The organism is Microbacterium flavum (assembly GCF_018717645.1).
Classification (GTDB): Bacteria; Actinomycetota; Actinomycetes; order Actinomycetales; family Microbacteriaceae; genus Microbacterium; species Microbacterium flavum.
Genome location: NZ_JAFLHG010000002.1, coordinates 247395 through 272349 on the forward strand (window position 1 = coordinate 247395; position 24955 = coordinate 272349).

Consider the following 24955-nt stretch of genomic DNA (forward strand, 5'->3'; position numbering starts at 1 on the left):
GACCTGATCGGTCACTCCTCGCCGCCTTCCTGCCAGGTGAGGTCAGCTCTTCTTACCGGGCTCGTCGTCCGGGACGATGATGTTCGAGGGGCGATTCGCCGTCTCGGGGTTGTGCCCGTCATCGATCGGGTGGTGCGGAGCGTCCGGCACGCCGGCGCGCTCGTGCATGCCCTGCAGCTCTGCGCTCTCCTCCTCGTCGATGTGCGCGAGCTCGTGATGCGCGTGCGCCTCGGCGGACTCGATGTCGGTCTGAGTGACGGGCACAAGACGGTCCTCGAAGAACCAGCGGGACAGCGAGGCGCGGAAGTTCTCGTGCCACGGGATGCGACCCTGATCGTTCGGTCGGACGACCAGCGGAGCGTTCGTGTCGAAGTCGACCAGCTTGACGCGCTCATAGGCGTCGACGGGCTGGTGGACCTCGATGAACTCGCCGCCGGGCAGACGCACGATGCGGCCGGATTCATAGCCGTGCAGGGCGATCTCACGGTCCTTCTTCTGCAGCGCGAGTGCGATCCGCTTCGCGATGAAGTAGCCGATGATCGGACCGATGATCAGCAGCGCCTGGAGCGCGTGGATGACCCCCTCCATCGTGAGATGGAAGTGCGTTGCGATGAGGTCGGACGATGCCGCCGCCCACAGCACGGCGTAGAAGATGACGCCGGCGACGCCGATGGCCGTGCGGGTCGGAGCGTGGCGCGGGCGCTGCGCGATGTGGTGCTCGCGCTTGTCGCCGGTGATCCAGGCCTCGATGAACGGGTAGATCAGCACCAGGACGATGAAGATGCCGATCACGCCGAGCGGAATGAGGATGTTGAACGACCATGTGCGGTCCCACAGGACGAACTCGAGATGCGGCGGGACGAGGCGCAGGGCGCCGTCGGCGAAGCCGATGTACCAGTCGGGCTGGGTTCCCGCCGAGACGGGGGAAGGGTCGTACGGGCCGTAGTTCCAGATCGGGTTGATCGTGAAGAGCGACGCGATGAGCACGATCACGCCGAACGTGATGAAGAAGAAGCCGCCCATCTTGGACATGTACACCGGCATCATCGGGAAGCCGACGACGTTGCTGTTCGTGCGGCCCGGGCCGGCGAACTGGGTGTGCTTGTTCACGATCATGAGCATGAGGTGGACGACGAGCAGTCCGACGAGGATCGCCGGCAGCAGCAGGATGTGCAGCGTGTACAGGCGCCCGACGATCTGAGTACCCGGGAACTCTCCGCCGAAGAGGAGGAAGGAGATCCAGGTGCCGATGAGCGGGATGCCCTTGACCATGCCGTCGATGATGCGCAGTCCGTTGCCGGAGAGCAGGTCGTCGGGAAGGGAGTAGCCCGTGAAGCCCTCGGCCATCGCGAGGATGAAGAGGACGAATCCGATCACCCAGTTGAGCTCGCGCGGCTTGCGGAACGCGCCGGTGAAGAAGACGCGCAGCATGTGGACGCCGATGCCGGCCACGAAGACCAGCGCCGCCCAGTGGTGGATCTGGCGGACCAGGAGACCACCGCGGATGTCGAACGAGATGCGCAGCGTCGAGTCGAGGGCGGCCGACATCTCCACGCCGCGCAGCGGCAGGTAGGCGCCGCTGTAATGCGTCTCCACCATAGATGCCTGGAAGAAGAACGTCAGGAAGGTGCCGGAGAGAAGGACGACGACGAAGCTCCACAGCGCGATCTCGCCGAGCATGAAGGACCAGTGGTCGGGGAAGATCTTTCGTCCGAGCTCCTTGACCATGCCAGAGAGGCTGGTGCGCTCGTCGATGTAGTTCGCCGCGCCCGCGACGAACCGGCCGCCGAGCGGCTTCTCGTCGCGCCGCTCCGCGGAGGACGGGGTCTCAGTGACGGTCGCGGTGCTCAATGACGCTCCCAGAAGCTCGGGCCGACGGGTTCGGTGAAGTCGCTCTGTGCGACGAGGTAGCCCTCGTCGTCGACGGTGACGGGCAGCTGCGGCAGCGGGCGGGCCGCCGGGCCGAAGATGACCGCCGCGGAGCGGGAGACATCGAACTGCGACTGGTGGCAGGGGCACAGCAGGTGGTGCGTCTGCTGCTCGTACAGGGCGACGGGGCATCCGACGTGCGTGCACACCTTGGAGTAGGCGACGATGCCGTTGTAGGACCAGTCGAGCTTGTTGTGCTCGGCGGGCAACTGCTCGGGCAGCAGACGCATGAGCAGGACGATCGCCTTCGCCTTCTCCTCGAGGTAGCCGTCGTGGTGGCTGAGGCTCGCGAGCTCCTCGGGGATGACGTGCACGGCGGAGCCGAGCGTGAGGTCGGCGGCGCGGATCGGCTCACCGCTGGGGTCGTGCGCGAGGCGCATGCCCTTCTTCCACATCGTGTGGCTGAGCAGCGCCACCGGGTCGCCCGCGATCGGGTTCTCCGGGCTGCTCTCGGGCGCGAGGCCGCGGAACAGGGTGATGCCGGGGAGGATCGACGCGACCAGAGCCGCGATGAGCGACCCGCGGATCGCGGTGCGGCGGCCGAAGCCGGACTCGTCGTTCGCCACGCGGAACGCCTCGACGGCGGCCTCGCGCGTCGTGTCTCGACCACGCGTTGCGTGGCGCGGCTCGATGAACTCCTTGTCGCTCATCACGGCCTTGGACCAGTGGATCGCACCGATGCCGATGGCAAGCAGGGCGAGGGCGATACCGAGGCCGATGAAGAGGTTGTTGTGCCGGATGTCGATGATCCGGCCGCTCTCGATGGGGAAGAGCATGTAGGCGGCGATCGCCCAGATGCTCCCCGCGAGGGAGAGGTAGAACAGGGTGTAGACCGTGCGGACGGCGCGCTTCATGGCGGCCGGGTCCTTATCGGTCATGCGCTCCCGGTGCGGAGGCAGACCGGGGTTGTGCACGGGGTCGGGAACCGCGACGGCGAGCCCGGGGGAGGGCTTCCACGAAGCCCTCTCGTGCTCGAGCGCGTCTTCCTCGTGTGCCATGGTGCGTCCGTTTCCTACGTCAGTGCGAGTGTCAGTGAAAGTGTCAGTTCGACTTCGCCGTGATCCACACGGTCAGGCCGATGAGGCTGCCGATGCCGAAGATCCAGATGAACAGGCCCTCCGAGACCGGGCCCAGCGAGCCGAGGTTCGCGCCGCCGGGCGATTCGTTCTCCTGGATGTACAGCAGCGACGAGATGATGTCGCGCTTCTCGTCCGCCGTGAGCGTCATGTTGTTGAACACGGGCATGTTCTGCGGGCCCGTCACCATCGCGGCGTACATGTGCAGGGCGCTCGTCGAGGTGAGCGCGGGCGCATACTTGCCCTCCGTCAGCGCGCCGCCGGCGGCGGCCACGTTGTGGCACATGGCGCAGTTGATGCGGAAGAGCTCGGCGCCGTTGGCGACATCGCCCTTGCCGTCGAGGATCTTCGCGGCGGGGAACTCGGGGCCGGGCGAGGTGGACTGCACCCACGAGGCCATTGCGAGGATCTGGTCCTCGGTGAACTGGACCGGCTTCTGCGGGGCCTGCGGACCCTGCATCTGCAGCGGCATGCGGCCCGTGGACACCTGGAACTCGACCGCGAGCTCACCGACGCCGTACAGCGACGGGCCGTCCGCGGTGCCTTCGAGGTTCAGACCGTGGCAGGTGGCGCAGTTCGCCTGGAAGAGCTTCTTGCCGTCTTCGACGGTGAGTGTCGTGGATGCCGAGGTGGGCTCGGTCGCGGCCATGGCCGCCGAGGCACCGGCGTACACGCCGCCCGTGGCGAGCAGGCCGATCCCGATGAGGGCGGCGGCGGCCCACTTGCTGCGGCGACCGGACTTCCGGCGCAGGGACTTCGAAGACATGGGTGGAGTCGACTCCGCTCTCACTTGACGACGTAGATGACGAAGAACAGGACGATCCAGACCACGTCGACGAAGTGCCAGTAGTACGACACGACGATCGCCGACGTCATCTCCTTCCGTCCGAAGTTCTTGACCGCGAAGGCGCGGCCGATGACGAGGAGGAACGCGATCAGACCACCGGTGACGTGCAGGGCGTGGAAACCCGTCGTCAGGTAGAAGGCCGATGCGTAGGAGTTGGCGCTGATGGGCAGCCCCTCGGCGACGAGCGTGGCGTATTCCCACACCTGCCCGGAGACGAAGACGGCGCCCATGAGGAAGGACAGGAAGAACCACTCGACCATGCCCCACTGGCGGAACTGCCAGAACGAGCCCTTGCGATAGGGCTGGAAGCGCTCCGCGGCGAACACACCGGCCTGGGCGGTGAAAGAGGAGAGCACGAGGATGACGGTGTTCACGGCGGCGAACGGGACGTTCAGGACCTGGGTCTCTTCTGCCCACAGGTCGGGGGACGCGTTGCGCAGCGTGAAGTAGATCGCGAACAGACCCGCGAAGAACATGACCTCGCTGCCAAGCCACACGATCGTGCCGACGGCCACCGGATCCGGTCGTTTCACGGATCGCAAGGCCTGGGAATAGGTTGCAGGAGTGGTCGTCACGCTCCCCATTATGGCTGATTCGGCGACCGCTTTCCGCATCCCTGAAGGTGCATTCGTCGCGCGGCCGACTTTCGGGGGCATCGGGGCGCGCTTTGAACGCCCCGCGAGTGTGCTGACAGTCTGCCGATAGGATCGACGACCATGGCGGAGCTCTACTCGTGGCCCGAGATCCTCACCACCGTTCTCGACCGGCGCGACCTCAGCGTGTCCGAATCGACCTGGGCGATGCGGCAGGTGATGGAGGGGCGGGCGACGCCGTCCCAGCTGGGCGGATTCCTTCTCGCCCTGCGAGCGAAGGGGGAGACGGTCGATGAGATCGTCGGATTCCGCGACGCCATCCTGGAGGCCGCGCTGCCGCTTCCGGTGCCGGCCGACGTGCTCGACATCGTCGGGACGGGCGGGGACCGATTCGGGACCGTCAACGTGTCCACCATGTCCGCGATCGTCGCGGCGGCCACCGGCATCCCCGTCGTCAAGCACGGCAACCGCGCGGCCAGTTCCGCTTCCGGGTCCTCCGACGTTCTCGGCGCGCTCGGCATCGATCTCACCCTCTCCCCGGAGCGGGTCTCCGAGGTCCTCGCGGAGGTCGGCATCACATTCGCCTTCGCGTCGGCGTTCCATCCCGGCTTTCGTCACGCGGGACCCACGCGGGCCGAGCTCGGCGTGCCGACGGTGTTCAACTTCCTCGGGCCGCTGTGCAATCCCGCACGGGCCGAGGCCAACGCGGTCGGCGTCGCGAGCCTCGACCGCGTGCCGCTCATCACCGGGGTCTTCCAGACCCGCGGGGCGACGGCGCTCGTCTTCCGCGGCGACGATGGCCTCGACGAGCTGACGACGACCGGCCACAGCCGGGTGTGGGAGGTGAGCCGGGGTGACATCCACGAGCACGATCTCGACCCGCGCGACATCGGCATCCCCCTCGCCGACATCGGCGACCTGCTCGGAGGGGACGCGGCCCACAACGCCGAGGTCGTGCGCCGGGTGCTCGCCGGTGATGCGGGCCCCGTGCGCGACATCGTGCTCTTGAACGCTGCCGCGGGGATCGTGTCCTACGAGCTCTTCCGCGATGCCTCCGAGGTCCAGCGACCGATCGTCGAGCGCCTCGCCGCCGCCCGTGACCGGGCCGCCGCGGCGATCGACGACGGTTCGGCGGCGTCGGTGCTCGGACGCTGGGTCGAGGCGACCGCGCACGCACCGGCCTGACGGGACGCCCGCGGACCGCATCCGAGCGCGCCGTTATCTCCGGCCGCCACCCTGGTGAGGGGTTCGGTGCGGCCGGTACGGTGAGGACATCCCGGCAGCTCCGAGGAAGGAACCCCCGATGTCAGAAGCAACCGCCACGTCCGACACCATCGAACCTCCGCAGAAGAAGGTCGGCTTCGTCAAGGCGGCCGGCGTCCTCGGCATCCTCGGAGGCATCGCGCTGATCGTCGTCGGCGTCGTCGTGTGGGTGATGGTGTCCAGTCAGCTGCGAGCCGAGAACATCACCGTTCCCGACGACGCCATGGCCTTTCAAGGGCAGACGGTCGCGGGTCCGTTCACCGCGTACGTGCAGGCGGACATCATCCAACACCACGCGCTCAAGGCGTCCGGCGGTAAGACCTACTCGGAGCTTCCCCAGGACGACCCGGTGCGCGAGGTCATGATGAACGCGTCGTTCCTGCGCGCCTCGCTGTTCACCTCGGTCGTGTCGTTCGGTGTCGCTGCCTTTGCGATCGGCGTCGGCATCCTCTCGATCCTCTTCGGGGCGGCGTTGAGCAGGCTCGCGTCCGTGCCGGTCGTCGTGCGGAGATCCGCGGTCACGACCTCCTGAACGCCGGAGCGAATCTACGCCGCGCCGTGGACCCGCTCGACGCTCGGGGGAGCTCGCCGCGCCCGCACCATGGAACCCGTCGACGCCCTCACGGAGATCGCGGCTCTCCTCGAGCGCGAGCGGGCGTCGCGCTATCGCTCGAAGGCCTTCCGCACCGCGGCCGCCGCGATCGAGGGCCTGTCGGAGCGTGATCTGGCGGATACCGCCTCTCTGCGGCGCCGGGCGGGGATCGGCGATTCCTCGCTGGCGGTGATCCAGGAGGCGCTGGCGGGCGACGTGCCCCGCTACCTGGCCGAGCTCCGGCGCAGGTACGCGCCGGCGAGGTCCGACCTGCGGGCGCTGCTGCGCGGTGACCTGCACTGTCACTCGGACTGGTCAGACGGCACGACGCCGATCGCGAGCATGGTCGAGGCCGCCCGGAGCCTGGGTCATGAGTACCTGGCGCTCACGGATCACTCGCCGCGGCTTCGCGTGGCGAACGGGCTCACGCCCGAGCGTCTGCGCGAGCAGCTCGTCGAGGTCGCGCGCGTGGACGTCCCGGGGGTCACCCTCCTGAGCGGCATCGAGGTCGACATCCTCGACGCGGGAGAGCTGGACCAGGACGACGCGCTCCTCGCCGAGCTCGACGTCGTCGTCGCATCCGCCCACTCCCGTCTGCGGATGGAGTCGCCCCAGATGACGCGCCGTCTCGTCGCCGCGGCATCCCACCCCCGCGTCGACGTTCTGGGGCACGTCACCGGTCGGCTCGTGTCCGGCGAGCGCGGGACGCGGCCGCCGTCGGAGTTCGACGCGCGGGCGGTGTTCTCGGCGTGTGCGGAGCACGGCGTCGCCGTCGAGATCAATTCGCGCCCCGAGCGGGAGGACCCGCCCGACGAGCTCATCGCCCTCGCTCTGGAGATCGGATGCCTCTTCGCGATCGACTCGGATGCGCACGCTCCCGGGCAGCTGGGACTTCTGGACGAGGGCGCGGCGCGGGCCGAACGGGCGGGCGTGCCGGCGGAGCGGATCGTCACGACGTGGCCGCTGGAGCGCCTGCGGGAGTGGACGAACCGCGCGCGCTGACGGGAGTCGCCCGCCGGATGCGTCTGCGAGATCAGGCCCGCGCGGTGAGCGCCGACACCGCGCGCTGCAACGAGGATCCGAGATTCCACGTGGCATCCAGCGCCGCGACCTGCGCTGCATCGGGCGCGCGGAGCCGGGCGTCGACCGCAGGCAGGTCTAGCGTGCGCACGACCTCGACGACGGCCGGCGCGACGTCGAGGTAGTCGCTGGCGGCGAGGATCTTGGCGCGGACGCCCGCCGTCATCCCCGGCGCGGCGGCTTCGCTCGCCGCGCGCCGGATGGCGGTGAGATCGCCGTGGGTCTGCAGAAGTGTCGCCGCGGTCTTCTCGCCGATCCCGGCGACGCCGGGAAGCCCGTCGGAGGCGTCGCCGCGCAGCACGGCGAAGTCCGCGTACTGCTCCGGGAGGACGCGGTACTTGGTCGTGACGACGGAGTCGTCGAGGACTTCGAGATTGCTCATGCCCCGACCGGTATAGATGACACGGACGCCGCGGGCGTCCTCGACCAGCTGGAACAGGTCACGGTCGCCCGTCACGATGTCGACCGGGATCGGCGACTGCGCGGCAAGGCTTGCGATCACGTCATCCGCCTCGTGCTGCGCCGCCCCGACGATCGGGATGCGAAGAACCTCCAGCTCCTCCCGGATGAGCGGGATCTGCGCCTCGAGGGGGTCGGGCACCTCCTCCACATCAGGCGCCCCGGGGACGACCTCGACGACGCGGTGCGCTTTGTAGCTCGGGATCAGGTCCACGCGCCACTGCGGTCGCCAGTCGTCGTCCCAGCACGCGATGAGCTCGGAGGGCTCGTAGGTGGTGACGAGCTTGGCGATCATGTCGAGCAGTCCCCGCGCCGCGTTCACCGGGCGGCCATCGGGAGCCTTCACGCTGTCCGGGACGCCGTAGAACGCGCGGAAGTAGAGGCTCGCGGTGTCGAGGAGCATGAGTCGATCGGTCACGGGCGGAGTCTACGGGGTGGGTGGGTCAGCATCCGGGCCCGGCGGGGGACTCCGCGCAGGTGCGGTCGACGAGCGCGGTGCGCGCCTCGAAGATCTGAAGGTCGGTCGCGGCCGTCGGGATCTCCAGGACCCCGTCGATGGGGTTCCACCCTCGTCCGAGGTTGAACTCCGCCGCGTAGCGGATGAGGGCGCGAGCGGTGTAAGTGCCGCGCGATGCGTACGCGTGGCTGGTCCCCGTCGCGCTGAACTGGGGAAGGCCGAGCTCCGCCCACGTCGCGCCTCCCGAGGTGGTCGTGCGCTGGGTGCCGTCCCCATGGACGAACACGACACCGATCGGGGTGAACCGCACCGTCACGGGGAGGCCGAACAGCGTGCCTGCCTGCTCGTGCGCCGTCGGGCCGGTGACGAAATTCACCGGCATCCCCACGATGCCGACGCCGTCCGGCTCGTCGATGATCGCGACGGATGCCGGGGCGAACGATGCCACGTCGGCGAGCGTGGGACGGATCACCTCGACGATGAGGCAGCCGCCGAGGATCTGAGGGTTCGCGCAGGGGTTCGGAGCTGTGCCCGGAGCGCCGCCCCACCCTCCGGATTCCTCCAACCCTCCCGAGCCTCCCGATCCCGGCCCGTCGTCGTCCGGGCGGTCGGAGTCGCCGGCTCCGGGTCGTGTGGCGCCGATCTCGACCGTCGACCCGTCGTTGGACACGGACGGGCAGAGTCCGGCGGCTTGGGCATCGACAGTGCACCCCGATGCTAGAGCGATCACTAGAAGGGCCGTCAACATGGATCTGAGCTTGTTGAAGTAGACGAAATGAGTGGGTGCCTGTTTCGAGTATCAAATTCAACGTGCACGCCCAGGATCGTTGCCCTATCCGGCGGCGTGACGTTGGAGCCTGACTCATCGAGAACTCGGGTGTTTGTTGCGTCGAGGCAGAACGTGAGAGCGACGGTGTCCCTGGAGGCCGACGTCGGACGAACAGACCTGATCGTTGTGTCGCCATCCACGCGCCATCCGCGATCTGCGAGCATCTTCGCAGTGTCCAAATCTTCGTTGCGAGCGGCTCCTGTCAGGAAGTCTGTAGGGTCCGGGACGGACTGCTGATCCAGTCGACGTTTATTCACCGCGTCGACGTACGCACGGTACGTCGCCTCGGCGGCGGCGAAGGCCTCGTCCTCTGACGCGAAGCCGGTCGGGGAAGGTGACGGCGAAGGTGCGGGCTCGGGGGTGCACGCTGTCATCAACGCCAGTGCCACGAGGGCGGTGGCGGCGAGGGCGGAGCGCCGTCGGTCCCGGATCATGGTGCCCACGCTAGTCAGTCGCGCGGCGCTGGTCCGCGATTATCCACAGTGCGGTTAGTCTCGACGCCATGTCCTTCGGAGCCGCCGCGCACCGTGCCCGTCCGCACGGCTCGCGCTGTCCGTGCGGCGGCGAGACGTTCGGTGCCTGCTGCGGCCCTCTCCTCGACGGGGCGGCGGCGGCCACCGCGGTGGAGCTCATGCGCTCACGCTTCACGGCATTCGCCGTCGGCGACGCCGGATACCTGCTGCGGACGTGGCATCCGATGACCTCTCCCGCGTCGCTCGACCTCGACGCCGGGCTGCGCTGGGAACGGTTGGAGATCGTGCGCACCGCAGCCGGCGGTCCGGACGACGCGCGCGGCATCGTCGAGTTCCGCGCCCACTGGCGAGCGAGCGGCTCGGGCGAGCGGGGCGTCCTGCACGAGACGAGCCGGTTCCGACGCGCGGCGGGCGGCTGGCTCTATGTGGACGGCGACGTCGACGAGGGCGCGCAGCGCCGCTGACCGCGGCGTACGGTGAGGACATGTCTCCCACGCGCCCCGACCCCGCCGCAGCCGCCGCGGAGGCCCGACCGGAGTCGATCGCCACTGTTCTCATCGCCCTCGGCGCCAACCTGTTGATCGCCGTCGCGAAGACGTTCGCCGCGGCGCTCACGGGGGCGGCCTCCATGGTCGCGGAGGCCGCGCACTCGTGGGCCGACACCGGCAACGAGGTGTTCCTCTACATCGCGGCGCGACGCAGCACGAAGGCCGCGGACCCGAAGCATCCCTACGGATACGGGCGTGATGCCTACGTCTGGTCGCTGTTCGCCGCGTTCGGCCTCTTCACGATCGGCGCCGGCGTGTCGATCATGCACGGGATCCAGGAGCTCATCGATCCCGAACCTGCCGACCGGTTCGTCATCTCCTACGTCGTGCTCGGGATCGCGTTCGTCCTGGAGGGGACGTCATTCCTGCAGGCGACGCGGCAGTCCCGCCGCGAGGCCGCCGCGTCCCACCGCGATCTGCTCGATCACGTCATGAGCACGTCCGACCCCACACTGCGTGCCGTCTTCTTCGAGGATGCCGCGGCTCTCATCGGTCTCGTCATCGCGTTCGCCGGAATCCTCGCTCATCAGCTGACGGGCTCTGCGGTACCGGACGCCGTGGGCTCGATCCTCGTCGGTGTGCTGCTCGCTGTCGTCGCGATCCTCCTCATCCGCCAGAACCGCCGCTTCCTGGTCGGTGTCGCGGTGGACCCGGAGCTCCGCGCGGCCGCGCTGGGGCGCCTCCTGGAGCATCCCGCCATCGCGCAGGTGACGTATCTGCACATCGAGTACGTGGGACCTGGACGGGTGTTCCTCGTCGCCGCCGTCGACCTGGACGGGGACACCGCGGAACACGAGGTCGCCGCGACCCTCAACGAGATCGAGGACGAGCTCGCGAAGAGCCCCCGCGTCGCCTGGGCGGTGCTCACCCTGTCGCGCCCGGGCGCGCCGGTCCTCGACCCGATCCACCCCGCGGATCCGCTCCGCGGCTGAGGTGCCTGCTCTGATAGCATGGAATGTCACGCGTGTGGGCCTTCGGTCGCGCGCGTAGTCGAATGAACATCCCATCGCCGAACTCCCGGCATCCGTTCGCCTTCCGGCGGGCGGGGGAGTGCGGCCCGACATCCCAACCATCCAAGGACAACCCACTACATGACTAACGCAACGACCGCCCCGGCCACCAAGCAGGTCGCCATCAACGACATCGGATCTGCTGAAGACTTCCTGGCCGCGGTCGAGAAGACCCTCAAGTTCTTCAACGACGGAGACCTCATCGAAGGCACCGTCGTGAAGATCGACCGCGACGAGGTCCTCCTCGACGTGGGCTACAAGACCGAGGGTGTCATCCCCTCGCGCGAGCTCTCCATCAAGCACGACGTCGACCCCAACGAGGTCGTCAAGGTCGGCGACGAGGTGGAAGCCCTCGTCCTCCAGAAGGAGGACAAGGAAGGCCGCCTCATCCTCTCCAAGAAGCGCGCGCAGTACGAGCGCGCGTGGGGCGATGTGGAGAAGATCAAGGAGAACGACGGCGTCGTCACCGGTTCGGTCATCGAGGTCGTCAAGGGTGGGCTCATCGTCGACATCGGCCTCCGCGGCTTCCTGCCCGCGTCGCTCATCGAGCTGCGCCGCGTCCGCGACCTGACGCCGTACCTCGGTCAGGAGATCGAGGCGAAGATCCTCGAGCTCGACAAGAACCGCAACAACGTCGTGCTGTCGCGCCGCGCCCTGCTCGAGCAGACGCAGTCCGAGTCGCGCACCACGTTCCTCAACAACCTCCACAAGGGCCAGGTCCGCAAGGGCGTCGTCTCGTCGATCGTCAACTTCGGTGCGTTCGTCGACCTCGGCGGCGTCGACGGTCTCGTCCACGTCTCCGAGCTGTCCTGGAAGCACATCGAGCACGCCTCCGAGGTCGTCGAGGTTGGCCAGGAGGTCACCGTCGAGATCCTCGAGGTCGACCTCGACCGCGAGCGCGTCTCGTTGTCGCTCAAGGCGACGCAGGAGGACCCGTGGCAGGTCTTCGCCCGCACCCACGCGATCGGCCAGGTCGCACCGGGCAAGGTCACCAAGCTCGTTCCGTTCGGCGCGTTCGTCCGCGTCGCGGACGGCATCGAGGGCCTCGTGCACATCTCGGAGCTCTCCGGCAAGCACGTCGAGCTCGCCGAGCAGGTCGTGTCGGTCGGCGAAGAGGTCTTCGTCAAGATCATCGACATCGACCTCGAGCGTCGCCGCATCTCGCTCTCGCTCAAGCAGGCGAACGAGTCGGTCGACCCCAACGGCACCGAGTTCGACCCGGCGCTGTACGGCATGACCACCGAGTACGACGAGAACGGCGAGTACAAGTACCCCGAGGGCTTCGACCCCGAGTCGGGTGCGTGGCTCGAGGGCTTCGACGCTCAGCGCGAGAAGTGGGAGCAGGAGTACGCCGGCGCCCAGGCGCGCTGGGAGGCGCACAAGGTCGCCGTCGCGAAGGCGCTCGAGGCCGAGGCGGCAGCCCCGGTCGAGACCGGCTCGTCGAGCTTCTCCTCCGACACCGCCGGCGGCGGCACGCTCGCCGACGACGAGGCGCTCGCGGCGCTCCGCGAGAAGCTCTCGGGTCGCTGATCCGCGTTCTGCAGGTCCGGTAGCGCACCGCGCCACCGATCACCGCACAGGGGCCGACACCTTCGGGTGCCGGCCCCTGCCGCGTCTGCGCACGCGGGAGCGGTGACACGCGGTAGCGTCGATGCGTGAGATGCGCATGAAACGACTGACCGCCACGGCGGCGCGAACGTCGCGCGCGGTGTTCCGGTTCGAACCGCGCGACCGGGTCGCGGCGGGCAACCAACTCCTGCTGTGCGGCATCGTCGCCGTGCTGTTCGTCGGCGGGATGACGGCCGGCACGCTCGCCCGCCCGGGACTGTTCTCCCTCTCCGCCCTGGGAGTGGGTGTGGGCGGCATCGCCGCGCTCGCCGTGCCGTGGACGCGTCTTCCCGCGGGGTGGGTCGCCGCCGTCCCCATCCTCGACGTCTTCGCGATCGCAGGGATGCGGCTGTCGGACCCGCCCGGAGGACTCGGGCTCCTGTGGGCTTTCCCCGCCATGTGGCTCGCATCCCTCGGACGCGCGGGCCTCATCGTCAGCTGCACCCTGATCCCCGGCCTCTACTGGGTGGTCCTCCTGATGGGCCCCGGCCCCGCCTTCACCCCGGCGACCCTGCTGCTTCCGCTCGTCATCGTGGCGATCAGCGCGGCGGGGTACGGATCCGCGAGGCGGTTCGCCGCGCAGCGCGACCTCCTCGATGCCCAAGCGGCACGGCTGGCGTTCGCCCGGGCCGCGGCCGTGCGCCAGGAGCAGCTCGTCAGCGAAGTGCTCGACACGGTGGACTTCGGCGTCGTCCGCCTGTCCGTCGGGGGCGACATCGTCTACGAGAACGACGCGGTCGGGCGCTTCAGCAATGCGATCCCCGGACTCCACGCGGCATCCGTGCGTACCGTCCTCCTCGCCGAGGACGGTCGCACGCCGATGGACGCGTTCGACCATCCCCTCGCGCGGGTGCGGCGCGGGGAGACGTTCGAGGACGTCGTCGTCTGGTCCACGGATGCCGACGGCCGCCGCAGCGCGCTGAGCTTCACCGCGCGACGCCTCATCGACCATCGTGGTGCGGATTCGGGCGCGGTGGTGGTGGCTCGGGATGTGACGGCCGAGCGCGAGGCGCTCCGCGCACGCGACGACCTCGTGGCCTCCGTCTCGCACGAGCTGCGCACGCCGCTCACCTCGGTACTCGGGTACCTGGAGCTCGCCCTCGACGAGGAGGGGCTGTCCGAGCGAGCACGCCGCTATCTCGACACGGCCCTGGGGAGCGGGGAACGGCTCCTCGCGATCGTCGCGGACATCCTCTCCGCCTCCCGGTCGTCGCGGAACTCCGTCGAGTCCACGGTGAGCGCACGCGAAACCGATGTCGTCGAGATCGTGCGGGCATCCGCCGTCTCGCTCACCCCCCTCGCCGCCGACCGGGTGATCAAGCTCTCCGTCACGGGTGCCGACCGTGCGACCGCCTTCGCGGATCCGGGACGCCTGCGGCAGGTGGTGGACAATCTCCTCGGGAATGCGATCAAGTTCAACCGCGACGGCGGATCCGTGCACCTGGACGTCGACACCGACGGGCATCGGACCGTCATCACGGTCACCGACACCGGCATCGGGATCGCCGAAGAGGACCGCGAACGCGTGTTCGAGCGCTTCTTCCGCGCATCCGACGACGTGGGAGGCAACGGACTCGGTCTCGCCATCAGCCACGACATCGTCACCGCCCACGAGGGCAGTCTCACCGTGACGTCCGAGCCGGGCGTCGGCTCGACGTTCCGCGTCGAGCTCCCCGTGCACGCGCCCGAGGAGGTGACGCAGTGAGCCTCGACCTGTTCACCGTCACGGTCATGACCGCGCTCGTGGCCGGCGTCGCGAGCGTCACCTTCATCCTCGAGACGGTGTTCCGCCGCGATTCGGGGCCCGGGCGCCTCTGGGCGGTCGCCTTCTTCTGCGGCGTGACGACCACGCTCGCCTACATGGCGTGGTCGGCGGGCGTGGGCGGTGCGATCCCGATCGCCGTCGGCAACACGCTCTTCATCCTCGTGCCCGGCTTCATGTGGCTCGGCAACCGTCGCTACAACGACCGGTCGATCCGCACGGCCGTGATCTGCGTCGGGGCCCTTGCCGCGGTCGCGTTCGTCGCGGTGCTGGTCGAAGGCCCCGGTCCCGGTGGATGGGGCGGCTGGGGGGTCATGGCGGCGGGGCTCGTCGCGCTCTTCCTCGCCGCCGCGATCGAGACGCTGCGCCCCCCGCTGCGGAACCTCCGGTCGGCATGGACCCTGTCTGCCGTGCTCATCGCGGCATCCCTGTTCTACGGCGCGCGTCTCGTCGCCTTCCTCGCGGACGGACCCGATGGCGGCGTCTTCGTGACCTGGTTCGGGCCGGTGCCGGCCAACCTCTGCACCGTCATCCTGACCGTCGTCGCTGCGATCGTGATGTCCGTGCTGCGCTCGCACCGGAGCGGGCAGCGTCGCTTCGAGTGGCTGACGCAGGGCGGCGTCGCCGCGGACGGCGTCATGCTCGCCCGCACTTTCGCGGGAGCGAGCGCGGATATCCTCGAGCGCTCCTCCTGGCGTGCCGACGGGGTCAGTCTGATCGTCATCCGGGTGGAGGGTCTCGACGAGATCCGGCGTGCCTTCGGCACCGAGATCGCCGACGACATCAGCCGGGCCTGCCGGGGTGCCGTCCGCCGCTATGCACCGGCATCTGCCATCGTCGGCGAGGATGCGGAGGACCGGCTCGCGGTGTGCACGTCCGCGACGACGATCGCCGACGCCCGCCGCCTCGGCGCGACGATCTACCGCGGCTGCACGGACGAGCTGTCCGAGGCCGACTCCGGTCTGTTCCCCTTCGTGGGGGTGGGTGTCGCGGTCACGGCCGACACGGGCTACGACTTCACCGCGATGCTCTCCGCCGCGCGGGAGGCGGCCCGTCGCGCGGCGGAGACGCCGGGCTCCTCCGTGCTGCTCGGAGCGGTCGACCCTCGGGCGTGACAGGCTGTCGTCCATGCCCCTTGTCGCTCTCACCGGCGGGATCGCGTCGGGAAAGTCCACGATCGCGGCTCGCCTCGCCTCCCATGGCGCGGTGGTCGTCGACGCCGACGCCATCGTGCGCGACGTCCAGCGCCCCGGGTCCCCGGTGCTGGTGGCCATCGCCACTGCTTTCGGTCAGGACGTCCTGACCTCCGACGGCTCGCTCGACCGGGCAGCGCTCGGCGCCCGCGTGTTCGGGGATGCGGACGCGCTTGGACGGCTGAACGCGATCGTGCATCCCGCCGTCCGTGAGGAGTCCGCGCGGCGATTCGCCGTCGCCTTCGCCGCCGACGCGGATGCCGTCGTCGTCTACGACGTTCCTCTCCTCGTGGAGGCCCGCGTCGACGACCCGTGGGACCTCGTCGTCGTCGCCGACGCCCCCGCCGCGCTGCGTGCCGAGCGTCTCGTGGCCCTGCGGGGGCTGAGCCCGGAGGCCGCCGCCGCCCGCATCGCGTCTCAGGTGGACGACGAACGGCGCCGCGCGATCGCGGATGTCGTCATCGACACCGCGCGATCAGTGCCGAGGACGCTCGCGCAGACCGACGACCTGTGGGCCCGGCTGACGTCGACGACGCCGCCCCCGCAGCACCACGATCGCGACGACGAGGCCGACGAGCAGGATCGCCGCGATGATCGGCGCGAGGATCGCGCTCACCGCCAGGGCGAGCGAGGACACGTCCTCGGCGCTCGAGAGGACGGGAGCGGCGAGTCCGGCCGTCGCCATGTTGGCGGCGGGGCGTAGAGCCGCCTTCGCGACGTGCACCGCCAGGGCGATCACGACGCCGACGACGATCGGGATCCAGGCGCCGTCCGCGAACAGCCCGGACGGATCGGTGACCTGCTGTGCACTCGCCCCGGCCCCGAAGGCGATCCCGCCCGACGCCGGGCGGATGACCGTCTGGACGACGTCGTTGACGGAGTCGACGGCGGGCACCTTGTCCGCGATGATCTCGACGACCAGCAGGATGCCGATGATCCACAGCGCCACGTCGCCCGAGAGCCATGCCCAACCGGCCGGCAGCGTGAATGCGGGCACGAGGCGGTCCATCAGGCCGAGTGCGAACAGCGGCATCCACGCGTTGAGGCCCGCGGATGCGGCGAGGCTCGACCCGACGAGGAACTCCAGCATTCCTCCAGGGTAGGGATATGCGGGGGATACGCGCGCGCAACGGGCTGTTCATCGGGTCGGCGTACCGTGGCGGCATGACCTGAGCTTCACCCGAGCGCTCCACCGACGATCGGAGTCGACATGCGGCACCACATCCCCCTCTTCCGCGGCTCCCGGCGCCGCTCCGATGCCGACACCGACACCGACTGGGACGATTTCGCCACGGGCGACTTCGAATCCGGGGAGGACGCGGACATCTGAGGCCCGCCCGCGCCGGCTCCTCCGTCTCGCCTCGCCCTCGGCGAACGGCGGCCCGCGTGTCGGACCCCCCGCCTACGCTGGAATCATGCAGACCACGCGATCCGTCCGGCCGTTCGAGGTCATCAGCGAGTACGAGCCCAGCGGCGACCAGCCGCAGGCGATCGCCGACCTGGCCGCGCGCGTCAATGCGGGTGAGACCGATGTCGTGCTGCTCGGCGCGACAGGGACCGGCAAGTCGGCGACAACGGCCTGGCTCATCGAACAGGTGCAGCGCCCGACGCTCGTCCTCGCGCACAACAAGACCCTCGCCGCGCAGCTCGCCAACGAATTCCGCGACCTCATGCCCAACAACGCGGTCGAGTACTTCGTGAGCTACTACGACTACTACCAGCCCGAGGCGTACGTCCCTCAGACCGACACCTTCATCGAGAAGGACTCGTCGATCAACGCCGAGGTCGAGCGGCTGCGGCACTCGACGACGAACTCCCTCCTCAGCCGCCGGGACGTCGTCGTCGTGAGCACCGTCTCGTGCATCTACGGACTCGGCGCTCCCGAGGAGTATCTGCGCGCCATGGTCGCGCTGCAGGTGGGGGAGCGCTACGACCGTGACGCCCTCATCCGCAAGTTCATCGCGATGCAGTACAACCGCAACGACGTCGACTTCTCCCGGGGCAACTTCCGCGTCCGAGGCGACACGATCGAGATCATCCCGGTCTACGAGGAGTACGCCGTGCGCATCGAGCTGTTCGGCGACGAGATCGAAGCGCTCTACATGCTCCACCCGCTGACCGGCGACATCGTGCAGAGACTTGAGTCCGTGCCGATCTTCCCGGCATCCCACTACGTCGCGGGCACCGATACCGTCCACCGCGCGATCGGCACGATCGAGCACGAGCTCGGTGAGCGGCTGAAGGAGCTCGAGGGCCAGGGCAAGCTCCTCGAAGCGCAGCGACTCCGCATGCGCACGACGTTCGACCTCGAGATGCTGCAGCAGCTCGGCTTCTGCTCGGGCATCGAGAACTACTCGCGCCACCTCGACGGGCGGCAGCCCGGAGAGGCGCCGCACACGCTCCTCGACTTCTTCCCCGACGACTTCCTCATGGTCATCGACGAGTCGCACGTGACGGTGCCGCAGATCGGCGCGATGTACGAGGGGGATGCCTCCCGCAAGCGAACGCTCGTCGATCACGGCTTCCGGCTGCCGAGTGCCATGGACAACCGTCCGCTGCGCTTCGATGAGTTCAAGGAGCGCGTCGGTCAGACCGTCTACCTCTCGGCGACGCCGGGTCGCTACGAGATGGGGATCGCCGACGGAGTCGTCGAGCAGATCATCCGCCCCACCGGACTGGTCGACCCCGAGATCATCGTCAAGCCCTCCAAGGGGCAGATCGACGACCTCCTCGAAGAGATCCGGGTGCGCGTGGAGCGCGACGAACGCGTGCTCGTCACCACGCTGACCAAGAAGATGGCCGAGGAGCTCACCGACTTCCTCGGTGAGCACGGCGTGCGGGTGCGCTACCTGCATTCCGACGTCGACACGCTCCGCCGCGTCGAACTCCTCACCGAGCTGCGGCAGGGCGTCTACGACGTTCTCGTCGGCATCAACCTGCTCCGCGAGGGTCTCGACCTCCCCGAGGTCTCTCTGGTCGCTATCCTCGACGCCGACAAGGAGGGCTTCCTCCGCAGCGGCACCTCCCTCATCCAGACCATCGGGCGCGCGGCCCGCAACGTGTCCGGTGAAGTCCACATGTACGCCGACAACATGACCGACTCCATGCGGTCGGCGATCGAGGAGACCGATCGGCGCCGCGAGAAGCAGGTCGCCTACAACCTCGAGCATGGAATCGATCCGCAGCCCCTGCGCAAGAAGATCGCCGACATCACCGACGCGCTCGCTCGCGAGGCCTCCGACACGCAGGACCTGCTCCGCGGCAAGGCTGCGGCGAAGACGAAGTCGGGCCGCGGGAAGTCTCCGACACCGCAGCTCCGGCGCGAGGGCATCGCGGCCGAAGGGGCCATGCAGCTCGAGGCGACGATCGACGATCTGACCTCGCAGATGCTCGCCGCCGCCTCGGAGCTGAAGTTCGAGTTGGCGGGGCGTCTGCGCGACGAGGTGCAGGATCTGAAGAAGGAGCTGCGCGCCATGGAGAAGGCGGGTCACGCCTGATGGAGCAGCGCCTCAGTCTCGTCACCCTCGGCGTCGCCGACCTCGATCGATCGATCGCGTTCTATCGCGCGGTGGGGTGGGAGCCCCATTCCTCGTCCGTCAGCGGAGAGGTCGCCTTCTACCAGGCGGGGGGCATGGTCCTCGGACTGTGGTCGCGCGCCGCCCTCGCGGTAGATTCGGGCGTCTCCGATAACGGCGGGTGGGGTGGCATCACGCTTGCGCACAACGTCCGGACCTCCGGCGAAGTCGACCACCTGCTCGCGGAAGCCGAAGCGGCGGGCGCGCGCGTGGGTCGCCCTCCGGCTGCCACCGAGTGGGGCGGCTACTCAGGCACCTTCGTCGATCCGGACGGGCACCCGTGGGAGATCGCGGTCAACCCCGGCTGGACGATCGATGATGCGGGCCGGACCCTGCTGCGCTGACCCGCACTGACTCAGTGCGGGCACCCCGTTTGATATCGTCGATGGGTTGGCAAGACGGTCGCCCGAGAGGGCGCGAGAGGCACCTGTGACGAACGACTCCCGGCGACAGCAGCACGACGAACGACCGGATGCGACATTCACCCGCTCCCTGGCGGACATCGCAGCGCGTATCGACGGCGACGTCGTCACCGACGGTCCGCCGGTGACCGGCATCGCCCTCAGCACGGCCGGCGTGCGGCCCGGCGATCTCTTCATCGCCGCGGCCGGCGCGAGCACCCACGGCGCGCGGTACGTCGCAGACGCCCTCGCCGCCGGTGCGGCGGCGGTGCTCACCGACCCCGCGGGTGCGGCGCTCGTCGCGGCCGATGTGCCCCTCATCGTGGTCGCCGATCCCCGCGGCGTCCTCGGTCGCCTGTCCGTATGGTTCTACGACCACCCGGCAGCGGCGCTGAAGACGATCGGCGTGACGGGCACCCAGGGCAAGACCTCGACGACCTTCCTCATCGACGCGGCTCTCGGGGAGCGTGAGAGCGGCCTGATCGGCTCGATGGGATCGAAGATCGACGGCATCCCCGTGCCGACGAAGCTCACCACGCCGGAGGCCCCGGCCATGCAGGCGCTTCTCGCACGCATGCGGGAGCAGGGCGTGCGCTGGGTGTCGTCCGAGGTGTCCAGCCAGGCGATCTCGATGCGGCGGGTCGACGGGCTCGTGTTCGACGTCGCCGTGTTCCTGAACCTGGGGCACGACCACCTCGACTTCCACGGCTCGCAGGAGAACTATCGCGCTGCCAAGCGCGAGCTGCTGACCCCGGCGATGTCGCGTCTCGCGCTCGTCAACGTCGACGATCAGGCCGGCCGACGCTTCCACGAGGACCCGGAGCTCGTCACCGAGTCCTTCTCGATCACCGGACGCGACGCCGACTGGCGTGCGGTCGATATCGAGCTCGGCCCGGATGGCTCCGCCTTCACCGTCGTCGGCCCCGAAGGCCAGTCCGCGCGCTTCACGACACCGATCATCGGCACCTTCACGGTGAGCAACATCCTCGCCGCCGTCGCCGCACTCGACCGCGTGGGCTACCCCCTCGACCGGTCCGTGGCGGGGCTCGCCGACTTCACCGGACCCGAGGGGCGTGTGCAGTTCGTTCCGGTCGACGCCGACTTCCGCGTCGTGATCGACGCGGGGCACAAGCCCGAGGCGATCAACGCGCTGCTGTGTGCACTGCGCCCGGCGACGCCCGGTCGCATCATCACCGTGATCGGCTCGAACGGGAACCGCGACGCGCACAAGCGGCCTCTCATGGGCCGGTTCTCGGCGATGGCATCCGACATCGTCGTCGTCACCGACGACAACCCGGCCGATGAAGACCCCGCCACGATCCGGCGCGCCGTCGTCGCCGGGACGCGCGGCTCGCGCGCGGAGGTCTACGACGTCGCGGGGCGGGCGGAGGCGATCCACCATGCCGTGGATCTCGCGCAGCCGGGTGACCTCCTCGTGATCGTCGGCAAGGGCGACGAGCGCCACCAGATCACCGCGCACGGCATCGTGCCCCACAGCGATCCCGACGAGGTCGAGTGGGCGCTGCAGCGCCGACGCGAGGCGTCCGACGCCTGAGCCGCGTTCGGGCTCACGCCGGGCGGGGGCAGTGCAACAGGGGCTTCGGTCCCGACCGGTCCACCTCGTGGCGCGACATCGCCGCGCCGCACAGCGGGCACGATCGCTCTGCAGGCGCCGCGGGCGGTTCGTCCTCGTACGGACCCACGGATGCCGGTCCGGCGACGCGGATGAGCTGCCGGTTGAGGTAGCTGTACCACCCTCCGGCCTCGCGCACGCGATCGCGCAGGGGCGGGCGATCCGCGTCTCTTCGTGTCATGATGATTAGTGTACTAATGAAATGCCGGAAGGGGATGCCGTGGACGCCGACGACCCGCGCGACGCGCTGCTGAAACTCGAGAACCAGCTCTGCTTCGCGCTCGTGACGGCCGCGCGCAACGTCGTGGCCGTCTACCGTCCGATCCTCGAGCCGCTCGGCCTCACACATCCGCAATACCTCGTCATGCTCGCGCTCTGGGAGCGCGCGCCGCGGCCGCTCGGCGACCTCGCCGAAGAGCTCGCGATGGAGCCGGCGACCCTCTCTCCCCTCGTCAAGCGCCTCGAGGCGCAGGGCCTCGTCTCGCGCACGCGGAGCGCCACCGATGAACGCGTGCTCGAGGTCGGGCTCTCTCCCGCAGGCAGGGAGCTGCGGGAGCGCGCGCTGGACGTCCCCGGCGCGGTGATGGCGGCGACCGGCATGACGGCCGCCGAGATCGCCGCGGTGCGCGACGGTCTGAGTGCCTTCGCCGGGCGCCGTCCGCGCTGAGCGCAACCGCGGACCCCCTCCGTCCGGAGCCCGTGTCGGAGGCCCCGCCTAGACTTGACCGGTGCCTATCGTCCCCGTCGCAGCCTCGAAACTCAGCGTCCGTGGAGCCCGCGTCCACAACCTCAAGAATGTGGATCTGGACATCCCGCGCGACTCGCTGGTGGTGTTCACGGGCCTCTCCGGCTCGGGGAAGTCGTCCCTCGCCTTCGACACGATCTTCGCGGAGGGGCAGCGGCGCTACGTCGAGTCGCTGAGCGCCTACGCACGCCAGTTCCTCGGGCAGGTCGACCGCCCCGACGTCGACTTCATCGAGGGCCTCAGCCCCGCCGTCTCGATCGATCAGAAGTCGACGAACCGCAACCCGCGCTCGACGGTCGGCACCATCACCGAGATCCACGACTACATGCGTCTGCTGTGGGCGCGCATCGGCGTCCCGCACTGTCCGGAGTGCGGAGCGCGCATCCAGCGTCAGACCGTGCAGCAGATCGCCGACCAGCTCATGGAGCTGCCCGATCGCACGCGGTACCAGATCGTCGCCCCCGTCGTCTCGCAGAAGAAGGGGGAGTTCGTCGACCTCTTCAAGGAGCTGTCCGCGAAGGGCTATGCGCGCGCGGTCGTCGACGGCGACCTCATCCAGCTGTCCGAGCCGCCGACACTCAAGAAGAGCTACAAGCACGACATCGCGGTCGTCGTCGACCGCCTGGTCGCCGCCCCCGACACCCTCGGTCGGGTCACCGACTCCGTCGAGACGGCGCTCGGCCTCGCCGGCGGGATCATGCAGGTCAACTACGTGGACGAGGAGGGCGACGATGCCTGGCAGAGCTTCAGCGAGAAGCTCGCGTGCCCCAACGGCCACCCCCTGCAGCTGACGGAGATCGAGCCCCGCACGTTCTCCTTCAACGCCCCCTTCGGCGCCTGCCCGGCCTGCTCGGGGCTCGGCACGCGGATGTCCGTGGACGTCGAGCTCATGCTGGGCGACGACGAGCTCTCGATCAACGAGGGCGTCATCATCCCCTGGACGACTCAGGGCAAGGGTCTCTACCAGTACTACGAACGCCTGCTCATCGGTCTCGCGGACGACCTCGACTTCTCCCTCGACGCGCCGTGGCGTGATCTGCCCGAGCAGGTGCAGGACGCCGTGCTCCGCGGGGAGAACTACAAGGTCACGGTCAAGTGGAAGAACCGCTATGGCCGCGAGATGCGCTACTCCTCGGGCTTCGAGGGCGTCGTTCCCTACATCGAGCGCCAGTACACGCAGGCCGAGACCGACACGCAGCGCCAGCGCTGGTCGGAGTACCTGCGCGAGGTGCCCTGCCCGGTGTGCCACGGCGACCGGCTCAAGCCCGAGGTGCTGGCCGTGCTCGTGCACGGACGGTCGATCGCGGATGCCTCGCGGATGAGCCTCGCCGATGCGCAGGCCTACTTCGCCGAGCTCGAGCTGACCGATCGCGAGGCGAAGATCGCCGCCGCGGTGCTGCGGGAGATCCGCGCGCGGCTCGACTTCCTCCTCCAGGTCGGGCTGAACTACCTGAGCCTCGGTCGCGCGGCCGGATCGCTCTCCGGCGGCGAGGCGCAGCGCATCAGACTCGCGACCCAGATCGGGTCGGGCCTCACGGGCGTCCTCTACGTCCTGGACGAGCCCTCGATCGGGCTCCACCAGCGGGACAACCGACGCCTCATCGAGACGCTCGTGCACCTGAAAGACTTGGGGAACACCCTCATCGTCGTCGAGCACGACGAGGAGACGGTGCACGCCGCCGACTGGATCGTCGACATCGGCCCCCGCGCGGGCGTGCACGGAGGCGAGGTCGTCCACTCCGGTCCGCTGTCGTCCCTGCTGACCGAGGATCGATCGCTCACGGGCGCCTACCTCAGCGGTCGCCGGATGATCGAGACGCCGCGCAAGAGGCGCAAGATCGACAAGAAGCGCATGCTCACGGTGGTCGGCGCGAGAGAGAACAACCTCAAGAACGTGACCGCGGAGTTCCCCCTGGGTGTGCTCACGGCCGTCACCGGGGTGAGCGGTTCGGGCAAGTCCTCGCTCGTCAACGGCATCCTGTACGAAGTCCTCGCCACGAAGCTCAATGGCGCACGCCGCGTCGCCGGCAAGCACACCCGGGTCACCGGCCTCGACAACCTCGACAAGGTCGTGCACGTCGACCAGGCGCCGATCGGCCGGACCCCCCGGTCGAACCCCGCCACCTACACCGGCGTGTTCGACCGCATCCGCTCCCTCTTCAGCGAGACGAGCGAGGCCAAGGTGCGCGGCTACCAGCCGGGCCGGTTCAGCTTCAACGTCAAGGGCGGCCGCTGCGAGGCCTGCTCGGGCGACGGCACGATCAAGATCGAGATGAACTTCCTCCCCGACGTGTACGTCGACTGCGAGGTGTGCCACGGCAAGCGCTACAACCGCGACACCCTGAGCGTCCACTACAAGGGCAAGAACATCGCGGAGGTCCTCGAGATGCCGATCTCCGAGGCGGCGGAGTTCTTCGAGCCGATCCAGGCGATCCACCGTTACCTGAAGACGCTCGTCGACGTCGGCCTCGGCTACGTCCGGCTCGGCCAGTCCGCGACGACGCTCTCCGGCGGCGAGGCGCAGCGTGTGAAGCTCGCCACCGAACTGCAGCGCCGCTCCAACGGGCGCAGCGTCTACGTCCTCGACGAGCCGACGACGGGCCTGCACTTCGAGGACGTCGCGCGCCTCCTCGAGGTGCTCGGCGGACTCGTCGACAAGGGGAACACGGTCATCGTCATCGAGCACAACCTCGACGTCATCAAGTCGGCCGACTGGGTCATCGACCTCGGACCGGAGGGCGGCGCGGGCGGCGGAGAGATCGTCGCGACGGGCACCCCCGAGAAGGTCGCCCGGGTGGAGGGCAGCCACACGGGTGCCTTCCTGGCGGAGGTGCTCGGTGCGTCGGCCGCCGAGCTCGTCGAAGGGCGCAAGGCGGGCTGAG

21 protein-coding genes and 1 pseudogene are annotated in these 24955 nt (G+C 69.1%); 14 read left to right on the top strand and 8 right to left on the bottom strand.

The genetic code is table 11. The features are described from left to right. Positions 1-42: 42 nt before the first annotated feature. Genes qcrB through ctaE form a run of 4 tightly spaced genes read right to left on the bottom strand, consistent with a single transcriptional unit; the run spans position 43 to position 4436 of the window. A complete protein-coding gene (gene qcrB / locus J0P97_RS03210; protein WP_215486328.1) occupies positions 43-1851 on the bottom strand; it encodes a cytochrome bc1 complex cytochrome b subunit in 1809 nt (602 codons plus the stop codon). After that, positions 1848-2927: a cytochrome bc1 complex Rieske iron-sulfur subunit gene (qcrA, locus tag J0P97_RS03215; protein WP_215486329.1), complete on the bottom strand. Its 1080-nt coding sequence runs from the start codon at positions 2925-2927 to the stop codon at positions 1848-1850. The genes qcrB and qcrA overlap by 4 nt, the downstream gene beginning before the upstream one ends. A 43-nt stretch (positions 2928-2970) precedes the next feature. Further along, complete coding sequence (gene qcrC, locus J0P97_RS03220; protein ID WP_215486330.1) at positions 2971-3771, bottom strand: cytochrome bc1 complex diheme cytochrome c subunit; 801 nt, start codon at positions 3769-3771, stop codon at positions 2971-2973. Positions 3772-3791: 20 nt separating this feature from the next. After that, a complete protein-coding gene (ctaE, locus tag J0P97_RS03225; protein ID WP_215486331.1) occupies positions 3792-4436 on the bottom strand; it encodes an aa3-type cytochrome oxidase subunit III in 645 nt (214 codons plus the stop codon). Positions 4437-4568: 132 nt separating this feature from the next. On the opposite strand from ctaE, the gene trpD reads away from it, so the two are divergent. The 3 genes from trpD (at position 4569) to J0P97_RS03240 (ending at position 7302) form a co-directional block, all read left to right on the top strand. Beyond that, positions 4569-5630, top strand: a complete 1062-nt coding sequence (trpD, locus tag J0P97_RS03230) for an anthranilate phosphoribosyltransferase (protein WP_215486332.1) — start codon at positions 4569-4571, stop codon at positions 5628-5630. A gap of 118 nt (positions 5631-5748) precedes the next feature. Beyond that, a complete protein-coding gene (locus J0P97_RS03235; protein ID WP_215486333.1) occupies positions 5749-6240 on the top strand; it encodes an aromatic ring-opening dioxygenase LigA in 492 nt (163 codons plus the stop codon). A gap of 69 nt (positions 6241-6309) precedes the next feature. Continuing rightward, positions 6310-7302 carry a PHP domain-containing protein gene (locus J0P97_RS03240; protein WP_215486334.1) on the top strand — a complete coding sequence of 331 codons (993 nt, stop codon included), beginning with the start codon at positions 6310-6312 and terminating at the stop codon, positions 7300-7302. Between the two features lie 31 nt (positions 7303-7333). On the opposite strand, the gene J0P97_RS03245 is transcribed toward J0P97_RS03240, so the two are convergent. Both J0P97_RS03245 and J0P97_RS03250 read right to left on the bottom strand, forming a co-directional pair. Beyond that, positions 7334-8257 (bottom strand): 5'-3' exonuclease, encoded by a 924-nt coding sequence (locus tag J0P97_RS03245; protein WP_215486335.1) that lies wholly within the window; start codon positions 8255-8257, stop codon positions 7334-7336. Between the two features lie 25 nt (positions 8258-8282). Next, positions 8283-8966: a hypothetical protein gene (locus J0P97_RS03250; RefSeq protein ID WP_308163385.1), complete on the bottom strand. Its 684-nt coding sequence runs from the start codon at positions 8964-8966 to the stop codon at positions 8283-8285. Between the two features lie 661 nt (positions 8967-9627). Here J0P97_RS03250 and J0P97_RS03255 point away from each other — a divergent pair. The 6 genes and pseudogenes from J0P97_RS03255 to coaE form a co-directional block, all read left to right on the top strand. Continuing rightward, positions 9628-10062, top strand: a complete 435-nt coding sequence (locus J0P97_RS03255; protein WP_215486337.1) for a YchJ family protein — start codon at positions 9628-9630, stop codon at positions 10060-10062. 20 nt (positions 10063-10082) lie between these two features. Beyond that, complete coding sequence (locus tag J0P97_RS03260; protein ID WP_215486338.1) at positions 10083-11078, top strand: cation diffusion facilitator family transporter; 996 nt, start codon at positions 10083-10085, stop codon at positions 11076-11078. Between the two features lie 159 nt (positions 11079-11237). After that, positions 11238-12686 (top strand): 30S ribosomal protein S1, encoded by a 1449-nt coding sequence (rpsA, locus tag J0P97_RS03265; RefSeq protein WP_215486339.1) that lies wholly within the window; start codon positions 11238-11240, stop codon positions 12684-12686. A 136-nt stretch (positions 12687-12822) separates the two neighbouring features. Next, a complete protein-coding gene (locus J0P97_RS03270; RefSeq protein WP_215486340.1) occupies positions 12823-14469 on the top strand; it encodes a sensor histidine kinase in 1647 nt (548 codons plus the stop codon). After that, the gene (locus J0P97_RS03275) at positions 14466-15641 is read left to right on the top strand and encodes a diguanylate cyclase (protein WP_215486341.1); all 1176 of its coding nucleotides are present in this window, start codon (positions 14466-14468) and stop codon (positions 15639-15641) included. The genes J0P97_RS03270 and J0P97_RS03275 overlap by 4 nt, the downstream gene beginning before the upstream one ends. 13 nt (positions 15642-15654) lie before the next feature. Next, positions 15655-16242: pseudogene (gene coaE / locus J0P97_RS03280) on the top strand (dephospho-CoA kinase); the annotation flags it as partial. On the opposite strand, the gene J0P97_RS15465 reads toward coaE, so the two are convergent. After that, a complete protein-coding gene (locus J0P97_RS15465) occupies positions 16195-16809 on the bottom strand; it encodes a DUF4126 domain-containing protein (protein WP_246539624.1) in 615 nt (204 codons plus the stop codon). The pseudogene coaE and the gene J0P97_RS15465 sit on opposite strands and share 48 nt — an antisense overlap. A gap of 325 nt (positions 16810-17134) precedes the next feature. On the opposite strand from J0P97_RS15465, the gene uvrB reads away from it, so the two are divergent. The 3 genes from uvrB (at position 17135) to J0P97_RS03295 (ending at position 21250) form a co-directional block, all read left to right on the top strand. After that, positions 17135-19216, top strand: coding sequence for an excinuclease ABC subunit UvrB (uvrB, locus tag J0P97_RS03285; protein ID WP_215486343.1), 2082 nt, complete (start codon positions 17135-17137; stop codon positions 19214-19216). Next, complete coding sequence (locus J0P97_RS03290) at positions 19216-19638, top strand: VOC family protein (protein WP_215486344.1); 423 nt, start codon at positions 19216-19218, stop codon at positions 19636-19638. Before uvrB ends, J0P97_RS03290 begins: the two co-directional genes overlap by 1 nt. 85 nt (positions 19639-19723) lie before the next feature. After that, positions 19724-21250, top strand: a complete 1527-nt coding sequence (locus J0P97_RS03295) for a UDP-N-acetylmuramoyl-L-alanyl-D-glutamate--2,6-diaminopimelate ligase (RefSeq protein WP_308163388.1) — start codon at positions 19724-19726, stop codon at positions 21248-21250. Between the two features lie 13 nt (positions 21251-21263). Here the strand turns inward: J0P97_RS03295 and J0P97_RS03300 are convergent, their stop codons facing one another. Further along, entirely contained in the window at positions 21264-21509 is a 246-nt protein-coding gene (locus J0P97_RS03300; RefSeq protein WP_215486345.1) for a hypothetical protein, read from the bottom strand. Between the two features lie 39 nt (positions 21510-21548). On the opposite strand from J0P97_RS03300, the gene J0P97_RS03305 reads away from it, so the two are divergent. Together J0P97_RS03305 and uvrA are read left to right on the top strand one after the other, a co-directional pair. Next, positions 21549-21995: a MarR family winged helix-turn-helix transcriptional regulator gene (locus tag J0P97_RS03305; RefSeq protein WP_282836557.1), complete on the top strand. Its 447-nt coding sequence runs from the start codon at positions 21549-21551 to the stop codon at positions 21993-21995. Positions 21996-22056: 61 nt separating this feature from the next. Further along, on the top strand, positions 22057-24954 hold the full coding sequence (gene uvrA, locus J0P97_RS03310) for an excinuclease ABC subunit UvrA (RefSeq protein WP_215486347.1): 2898 nt from the start codon (positions 22057-22059) through the stop codon (positions 24952-24954). Position 24955: the final 1 nt, after the last annotated feature.